This is a genomic window from Thauera phenylacetica B4P (genome assembly GCF_000310225.1).
Classification (GTDB): Bacteria; Pseudomonadota; Gammaproteobacteria; order Burkholderiales; family Rhodocyclaceae; genus Thauera; species Thauera phenylacetica.
This window is the reverse complement of the sequence record NZ_AMXF01000183.1, coordinates 1-8450: the sequence shown is the minus strand read 5'-3', so window position 1 is coordinate 8450 and position 8450 is coordinate 1. Positions and strand designations below refer to the sequence as shown.

5 protein-coding genes are annotated in these 8450 nt (G+C 71.8%); 1 reads left to right on the top strand and 4 read right to left on the bottom strand.

Features of this window, described 5'->3' with window-relative positions; all coding sequences use genetic code 11:
• Positions 1-212 precede the first annotated feature (212 nt).
• Complete coding sequence (gene leuE / locus C667_RS17440) at positions 213-884, top strand: leucine efflux protein LeuE (protein WP_004372151.1); 672 nt, start codon at positions 213-215, stop codon at positions 882-884.
• Here leuE and C667_RS17435 read toward each other — a convergent pair.
• The 4 genes from C667_RS17435 to C667_RS17420 form a co-directional block, all read right to left on the bottom strand.
• On the bottom strand, positions 881-3901 hold the full coding sequence (locus C667_RS17435; RefSeq protein ID WP_004372149.1) for a bifunctional diguanylate cyclase/phosphodiesterase: 3021 nt from the start codon (positions 3899-3901) through the stop codon (positions 881-883). The genes leuE and C667_RS17435 overlap by 4 nt on opposite strands.
• A gap of 1039 nt (positions 3902-4940) precedes the next feature.
• Positions 4941-5582 (bottom strand): PEP-CTERM sorting domain-containing protein, encoded by a 642-nt coding sequence (locus tag C667_RS17430; protein WP_004372146.1) that lies wholly within the window; start codon positions 5580-5582, stop codon positions 4941-4943.
• Between the two features lie 157 nt (positions 5583-5739).
• Positions 5740-7434, bottom strand: a complete 1695-nt coding sequence (locus tag C667_RS17425; RefSeq protein ID WP_004372144.1) for a bifunctional diguanylate cyclase/phosphodiesterase — start codon at positions 7432-7434, stop codon at positions 5740-5742.
• A partial coding sequence (locus C667_RS17420; RefSeq protein WP_004372142.1) for an extracellular solute-binding protein occupies positions 7431-8450 on the bottom strand: 1020 nt, incomplete at its 5' end. The genes C667_RS17420 and C667_RS17425, both read right to left, overlap by 4 nt.

Below are 8450 nucleotides of genomic sequence, written 5' to 3'. Positions count from 1 at the left end.
CGCGAAGGCGGCGGAAGGTGGCACGCGCGTCGGGTTCGGTACGGCCTTGTTCGCAGCTGCCGCAGCTCCTACAGGCCGGAAATGAGGTGGTTTCTGTAGGAGCGCCGGCAGGCGCGAAGGCGGCGCTCCCTGGCTGTGAGCGGGCGGTCGTGGCAAAGTGGCTGCCTGTCCTCCTGCCTCGACCCCCACTTCAAGCCTGCGCGCCCTCCATCATGTTCTACGGCATCACCGACCTCTTCACCTTCGTCCTCGGCACCGTCTTCATCGTGCTGCTGCCGGGGCCCAATTCGCTTTACGTGATGGCCGCCGCGTCGCGCTGGGGGGTGCGTGCCGGCTACCAGGGGGCGGCGGGGATCTTCGTCGGCGACACCATCCTGATGCTGCTCGCGGTGACCGGCATGGCCTCGGTGCTGCGCGCCACGCCCGAGCTGTTCATGGTGATCAAGTACGCGGGCGCGGCCTACCTGGCCTGGGTGGGGCTGGCCCTGCTGCGCGGCGCGCTCGCCACCTGGCGACGCGGGGACGAGGCGGCGGATGCGGTCGGTGACGGCAAGCCCGACTATCCGCCGGTGCGCAGCACGCCGCACCCCTTCCGCACCGCGCTGCTGATCAGCCTGATGAACCCGAAGGCGATCCTGTTCTTCGTGTCCTTCTTCATCCAGTTCGTCGATCCGGCCTACGAGCACCCGGCACTGTCCTTCGTGATCCTGGGCGTGATCGTGCAGATCTGCAGCGTGCTCTACCTGTCCACGCTGATCTTCGCCGGCGCGCGCCTGGCGGCGCAGTTCCGCCGCCACCGCCGCGTGGCCGCCGGGGCCACGGCCGGGGTGGGCGGGGTCTTCATCGGCTTCGGCGCCAAGCTGGCCACCGCTACGCTGGGCTAGGACGGCGGACGCTCCAGCTTCCAGTCCTCGATCGGGACCGGCCTGCCGAACAGATAGCCCTGGAACAGCTCGCAGCCGCGCGTCAGCAGCAGCTCGTGCTGGGCGGCGGTCTCGACGCCCTCGGCCACCACCTCCAGGTCGAGAGAGCGGCTGATCGCCAGGATCGCGCGCACGATCGCCTCGCTGCTGGTGTCCTTCTCCATGTCGCGCACGAAGACCTGGTCGATCTTGAGCTGGTCGAAGGGCAGGCGCTTGAGGTAGGACAGCGAGGAATAGCCGGTGCCGAAGTCGTCGAGCGCGAAGCGCACGCCCAGGGCCTTGATCTGCCGCATGCGCAGCACCGTGGTCTCGATGTCGCCGAGCACCACGCTCTCGGTGAGCTCGATCTTGAGCCCACCCGCGCGGATGCGGCTGCGCTCGATCGCCGCCGCCACCTTGCCGACGAAGTCGGGCTGGTGGAACTGGCGCGCACTGACGTTGATCGACAGCGTCAGCCCGGCCGTGGCCGGCTCGCGCTGCCAGGCACGCAGCTGCGCGCAGGCGGTCTCCAGCACCCACTCGCCGATCGGCACGATGAGGCCGGTCTCCTCGGCGAGCGGGATGAAGGCGGCGGGCGAGATCATCGTGCCGTCGGCGTCGAAGCAGCGGATCAGCGCCTCGGCGCCGATCACGCGGCCGCTGCGGTCGAGCTGCGGCTGGTAGTAGAGGCGGAAGCCGTTGCCGGCCAGCGCCGCGCGCAGCTTGAGCTCGAGTTCGGCGCGCGCGGCCACCACCGCCTGCATCGCCGCGCTGAAGAAGCGGATCAGGTTGCGGCCGTCGTCCTTGGCGCGCGCCACCGCCACCTCGGCCTGCTTGAGCAAGCCGTCGGCGGTCTCGGCGCGCCCGCGGAATAGGGTCAGGCCCAGGCTCGCGCCGACGTGGTAGAGGCCGCTCGGCAGCCCGAGCTCGCAGGGCGCGGTCACGGCGCGGTGCAGGTGCTCGGCGATCTTCTCGGCGTGGGCGATCGCCTCGTCGCGGTCCTCGCCCAGGTTCTCGACCACGATCGCGAAGTCGTCGTCGCCCAGCCGCGCCACCGTGTCCTCCTCGCGCAGCGCGGCGCGCAGGCGGCGCGCCACCTCGCGCAGCAGGGCGTCGCCGGCCTGGTGGCCCTGGGTGTCGTTGAGCAGCTTGAAGTGGTCGAGGTCGAGCAGCAGCAACATGCCGCCCGAGCCGCTGCGTTCGCTCGCGGCGATGGCATGGCGCAGGCGGTCCCACATCAGGCTACGGTTGGGCAGCCGGGTGAGGGTGTCGTAATAGGCGAGCTGGCGGATGCGCGCCTCGGCCTCGCGGCGCTCGGTGATGTCCTCCTTGATCGCCACGTAGTGGCTGATGCTGCCGTCCGCCTGCTTGATCGGTGCGATCGTGGCGAGCTCGGTGTAGGTGCCGCCGTCCTTGCGGGTATTGACGAACTCGCCGCGCCACAACTCGCCGCGGCTCAGCGTGGCCCACAGGTCACCATAGGTGGCGGCCGGGGTCTTGCCGGCGTTGAGGATGCGCGGGTTGCGCCCGATGGCCTCGTCTGCGGTGTAGCCCGTGGTACGCACGAAGGCCTCGTTCACATATTCGATGCGGCCCTCGGTGTCGGTAATCACGATCGTGTTCGGGCTCTGCTCGACTGCGAGCGCGAGCTGACGCAGGCGCAGCTCGGCCTCCTTGTGCGCGGTGATGTCCTGGCCGATCGAGCGGACCTCGACGCAGCGCCCGTCCTCGTCGAAGACCGGAAGATCCAGCCAGCGCAGCCAGCGCGTGCGCCCGTCGGCCTGGCGCAGGCGGCGGTCGGTGGTCAGCGTGCCGGCGCCCTGCAGCATGCGCGCGATGGTGGCGTTCACCTCGGCGCGCTTCGCCTCCGGCACGCTGTCGATCCAGCGCGTGCCCGGCAGGGACGCGGCCTCGGCCCCGAGCAGCTCGGCGTAGCGCTCGTTGCAGGTGAGCAGCGTGGTGTCGGGCCGCCACGCGCAGGTCGCCTCCTGGCGGCTGTCGATGAGGGCGTCGAAGCTGCGTTGGCTGCGCGCGAGCTGCCTGCGGCTGCGGTGCAGCGCGGCCTGCATCGCCAGCAGCAGGCCCAGGGTGGCGACGGCGATGAGGGTGGCCACGGTCGCCGTCTGCCGCCAGGGCGCGAACTGCTCGGATACGGCGCGGCCGATCACCACGTAGAAGGGATAGTCGCGCAGGGCCTGGAAGGCGAAGCTGCGCTCGATCTCGTCCACGATGCCGACGTAGCGTGCGCTGCCGGACGTCTCGCCGCGGCGGATGGCCTGGAAAGGCCCGGTGCTGGTGAAGTCGGCGACCTGGCTGGCGGTGTGTTCCGGCCAGCGCAGCACCAGGCGGCTATCGTCGCTGCGCCGGATGCTGACCATGCCCTGGCGCCCGACGTCCACATCCAGCAGCAGGTCCTGCAGGCGCTGCAGGTCGAGCGCGACCGCGACCACGCCGACGAAGTCGCCCGCCGGGCTGCGGATCGCCTCGTAGGCGACCACCACACGCCGCGTCCCCGCCTTGTTGAGCATCGGCTCGGAGAAGGCGAGCGCGGTCGAGCCGTCCTCGCGGGCGCGGCGGAAATACTCGCGGTCGCCGATGTCCCACTTCGGGGACTCGTCGAGGGTGCTGGCCTGGACCTTGCCCTGCGCATCGGTCACCAGGATCGCGACGGCCTCCGGAAAGCCGCGGCGCAGATGCACCAGCTCCAGTTCCAGCTGGCGCAAGGACGCCTGCCATGCGGGTGTCCCCGCGTTCTCGTGCAGGCCGACGCGGATGTACTTGTCGCGAACGAAGCCGATGCTCATCTCGATGCGACGCAGCGCGCCCTCGATCTGCGTGGCCAGCACGCGCACCTCGTTTCGCGAGGCGGTGGTGGTGATCGCCTCGGCCGAGCGGTGGGAGAACAGCAGGAAGGCGGCGAGCAGCCCGAACACCAGCAGGGCCGCGATCAGGGCCTGTGCCAGCGGCCGCTCGAAGAGGCCGCGGCGTGGCTTGCTCACCGGGACCCCTGCGCAGCCGCGCCGCACGGCCCCATGCAGGCGCGCGGGCGGGCGCGAACAAAGCCGTGAAGCATCCCCGGCGCCGATCGGCCCGCCTGCGCGCATGTGCCGTGAAGCGGCGCCCGGAGTGGAACGAGGAGGCGGCGCGCGGAATCGGACATGAGGAGCAATCGGGCAGGGAGTTGCGCGCCATTATCCGGACGGTGGCGTATTGAGCACTGCACTTTGTCACGGTGCGCAGCGCAAATCCGCACGGCATGCGCGCGCCACATGCACGGCGCGTCGGCCGCGGCCGTCTACAATCGACGCTCCTCCCAGCCCGAATGCATGGCCGCCCGGGACCCGCTCATCCACCTCCACCCCGACTGCCGGCCCCGCCGCCGCGACCCCCACCGCCACCTTCGCAGCTGCCGCAGCGCCTACAGGGCATCGGAGACGCGGTGGTTTCTGTAGGAGCGCCGGCAGGCGCGAAGGCGGCGGAGGGGGGCTCGCGCGTCGGCTTCGGCACGGCCTTGTTCGCAGCTGCCGCAGCGCCTACAGGGCATCGGCGGCGCGGCGGTTTCTGTAGGAGCGCCGGCAGGCGCGAAGGGGCGGGGGCGGCGCGCGCGTCGGGTTCGGCGTGGCCTTGTTCGCAGCTGCCGCAGCTCCTACAGGGAGGGGCGGGACGCGAGGGGGTTGTGTAGGAGCGCCGGCAGGCGCGAAGGGGGCGGAGGGCGGCACGCGCGTCGGCTTCGGCACGGCCTTGTTCGCAGCTGCCGCAGCGCCTACAGGGCATCGGCGGCGCGGCGGTTTCTGTAGGAGCGCCGGCAGGCGCGAAGGCGGCGGAGGGGGGGACGCGCGTCGGGGTCGGCGTGGCCTTGTTCGCAGCTGCCGCAGCTCCTACAGGGAGGGGCGGGACGCGAGGGGGTTGTGTAGGAGCGCCGGCAGGCGCGAAGGCGGCGGAGGGGGGGGCGCGCGTCGGGGTCGGCGTGGCCTTGTTCGCAGCTGCCGCAGCTCCTACAGGCGGGCGGGGCGCGAGGGGGGTTTAGCGAAGGCGGTGTTATCGGCCGGGGGCGGCGGGGGCTCGCATGCCGGGCGGGGTGGGCTTTTTGCGCGGCGGCGCGACCGCCATGCGGAGGCCCCAGAGGCCGAGCAAGGCGAGGCCGATGAGCGCGAGCACGCCGGGTTCCGGCACAGGCCTGTCGACGGTGGTCGTCGATGCGCCCGGATCGGGGCTGGTCAGGAAGCCGATGGTGAAGGGCGGATCTTCCGCCACGCAGTCCTTTGTGGATGCACACACGCCGAGGAGGTAGTTTCCCGGCGCCAGCAGGTCGACGGAGAAGTCCAGCCAGCCATCGGAGACACACGGGTTGGGCGGATAGTCGACGCTGCCGGCAAAGCAGGCATCGTCGGGCAGGGCGCGCTCGCGCACCAGGCGGATCGGCAGCAGACCCGCCGGGTCCTGGCCGGAGCCGTCGAGGCGGGCGAAGATGGCGAGCGGGCCGCCGGCGAAGTGGAAGCGGAAGACGTCGATGCCGTCGTCGCCGCCGATGCTGCCCTGGATGTGGCTGATGGAGGTGCCGACGACGTCCTGCGGCGAGGCGAAATCGCCCGCGTCGCCGCGTTCCTGGAACACCGCGCCAGCGTGCGCGACGAGCGGGATGCAGCACAGCAGCAGGCTGCAGAGGATGCGCTTGATCATGATGACCTCCTTGCTCCGGAGTGTCGGGTACTGCCCTCCTTAGTAGAAGCATTTGCCGTGCCCGATCGGTGGCCCCTTGATTTTCAAGGAATATTCTTGGTCTCACGGGAGTCGGTGTAAAAAAATTCGACACTTCCCCGCCGACCGGTGGCCGACTTCAGCCGCGCCCTTGTGCCTTGCCCTCGGCCTTGTCGCGATACATCGCGCGGTCGGCGTGGCGGGCGAGGGCGGTGGCGTCGGTGCCGTCCTGCGGGTAGTGGGCGAGGCCCATGCTCACGGAAACCGCGAGCGCGTGACCGTCGATCACGAAGGGGCGGTCGATCGCGGCGCGGATCTTGTCCGCGACCCGCGCGGCGTCCGCGGCGGAGGCGACGCCCGGCAGCAGCACGACGAACTCGTCGCCGCCGACGCGTGCCGCAGTGTCGGACTCGCGGATGCACTGGCGGATGCGCGCCGCCACACCTTCGAGCACGCGGTCGCCGACGACGTGGCCGAGGCGGTCGTTGATCGGCTTGAAGTGGTCGACATCGACGAACAGCAGCGCCAGCCGGCCGTCGTCGCGGCGGGCGGCCGCGAGCGCCACCGCCATGCGGTCGTCGAACAGGGCGCGGTTGGGCAGCCCGGTGAGCGCGTCGTGGCGGGCGAGGTGCTCGAGCTCGCTGCGGCGGTGTTCGAGTTCGGCCAGCTGCTGCCCGATCTGGGTGCGCAGCTCGGCGAAGCGGCGGGCGAGGGCGCCGATCTCGTCCTGGCGCTCGACCGGCAGTGCCGGCGCCTCGCCCTTGCCGGAAAAGTTCTGCACCGCGGCGCCGAGCACCTCGATCGGGTGGGTGATCGCGCGCGCCAGGATGGCGGCGATCAGGATACCGGTGAGGCTCATGCCGATGACGATCTGCAGCATGATGCTGCGCAGCGGATCGAGCTCGGCGAGCACGTTGGCGCGGGGGCGCGCGAGGCCGAGGATGAAGGCGCCCTCGTCGGTGCGAAGCTGCGCGCGCGCGGCGATGAAGGCGGCGACCAGGGGGGCGCGCGCGTGCTCGCCGATGGCGCTGTCGAGCATCGACTCGCCCGCACGCCCATCGACCACCGCCTGGATCGCGGCGAACTCGTCCTGCACCCGCACCCGGCGCCCCTTGTCGAAGCCGAAGGTGCGTGCGGGGTCGGGGTGGATCAGGTAGTCGCCCGCGCTGTTGGCGAGGTAGAGCTGGAAGTCGGCGGGCAGGTCGGCCGCGAGCAGGGTGAACACGCCGTTGAGGTCGACGCTGGCGACGATCACGCCGCGCGGCGTGCCGGCGGCGTCCACGACCGGGGTGGCGAGCTGCACCGCCGGCCGGCCGAGGGCCGAATGCGAGCCGCGCTCGCGGTTGATGCCCACGCGCGACAGGTAGACCTCGCCCGCTGCCAGCGCGAGGGTGTCGAAGACGTAGGGGTAGTGGCCCTTCTCCTGCAGCGCGTCGCCGTCCACGCGCAGCGGCGCGTCGCCGTCGCGGTCGACCCGCACGAGCTCGAGGCCGTTGTCGGCGGCGCCGATCAGGCGGATCTGGAAGTAGGCACGGTTGGCCTCCATCGGCAGGGCGAACAGGGTGGCGAGCTGCGTCGCAGCCTGCGCGTCGTCGGCGAGCGCGGCGAGGGCGGCCGGGTGGCGGGCGAGCGCGAGCAGGGTGCGCGAGAGGTCCTCGCGCACCAGGGTGATGCGCCGCGCCAGCACGCGGGTGGAGGTGAGCAGCTCCGCGTGCGCGGAGTCGACCAGCAGGGTCTCGCTCGCGCGCTGGGCCTGCAAGGCGGTGATGCCGGCGGAGAGCATGCCGGACAGGGCGAGGACGATGCCGAGGCGGGAGGCGAGGCCGAACCTCATGGTGCCAGCACCCGCGCGGCGCGGTCGCCGGAGAGGATGCGCTCCCACAGCAGGTTGCGGCGCTCGACGTCCTCCACCGGCTCGAGCCAGACGAGGCGGTCGGTTTCGTCCTGGTGCGGCGCCGGGTCGCGGGTGTTGGCGAGGCCGTGGCGCGCGCTCAGCACATGGGCCGGGCCGGTGCCGAGGAGGTGGTCGATCCACGCCAGCGCGAGCCTGCGGTTGCCCGCGCCGCGCGTCACCGCCCAGCAGTCGAGCCAGGCGAGCGCGCCCTCGCGCGGGATGACGTAGCCGACGTCGGCCCCCGCGGCGCGCAGGAGCTGCAGCTGCTGGGTGCCGTAGTTGGCGAACATCAGCGCCGCGCCGCGGCTGACGAACAGGTGGGCGGACTCTTCCGGGTGGACGTAGAAGGTCAGCAGGTTGCGGCGCAGCTCGACGAGGCGCGCGACCGCCGCCGCCCAGTCATCCGTGTCGAGGCGAAAGGGCGAGTCCTTGCCGAGCACCTGCGCGGCGAGCGAGAAGTTGTGCGAGCCGCTGTTGTAGATCAGCACCTTGCCGCGGTGGCGCGCGTCCCACAGCGCGGCGATGGATGTCGGTGGGGCGTCGAACTGGCGGCGGTCGTAGATCAGGCCCATCTCGGCCCAGGCGTAGGGGACGGCGTAGAGCTCGCCGCCACGTGTCGTGCCCGGCAGTGTCGCCGGGTTGCGGAAACGCGGCAGCTGCGCGGCGAGGTTGGGCAGCGCGGCCGCGTCGATCGGCACCACCAGGCCGCGGTCGATGTAGCGCTGCAGCTCGGCGGTGTTCACCGCGAACACGTCGTAGTCGCTGGCGTCGTGCGCGGTGAGCTTGTGCCACAGCGTCTCGTCGGAGTCGACGAGGGTGACCTCGACGCGTGCGCCGGTGCGCGCCTCGAAGGCCTGCACCACGTCGGGGTCGGCGTAGCCCGGCCAGCTCAGCACGCGCAGCACCTCGGCCGCACCAGCCGCACCGGCCGCACCGGCCGCACCGGCCGCACCGGC

Excerpts from the sequence above, each read along its gene's own strand:
- leuE (WP_004372151.1), top strand. The coding sequence starts at position 213 with ATGTTCTACGGCATCACCGACCTCTTCACCTTCGTCCTCGGCACCGTC.
- C667_RS17430 (WP_004372146.1), bottom strand. The coding sequence starts at position 5,582 with ATGATCAAGCGCATCCTCTGCAGCCTGCTGCTGTGCTGCATCCCGCTC.
- C667_RS17425 (WP_004372144.1), bottom strand. The coding sequence starts at position 7,434 with ATGAGGTTCGGCCTCGCCTCCCGCCTCGGCATCGTCCTCGCCCTGTCC.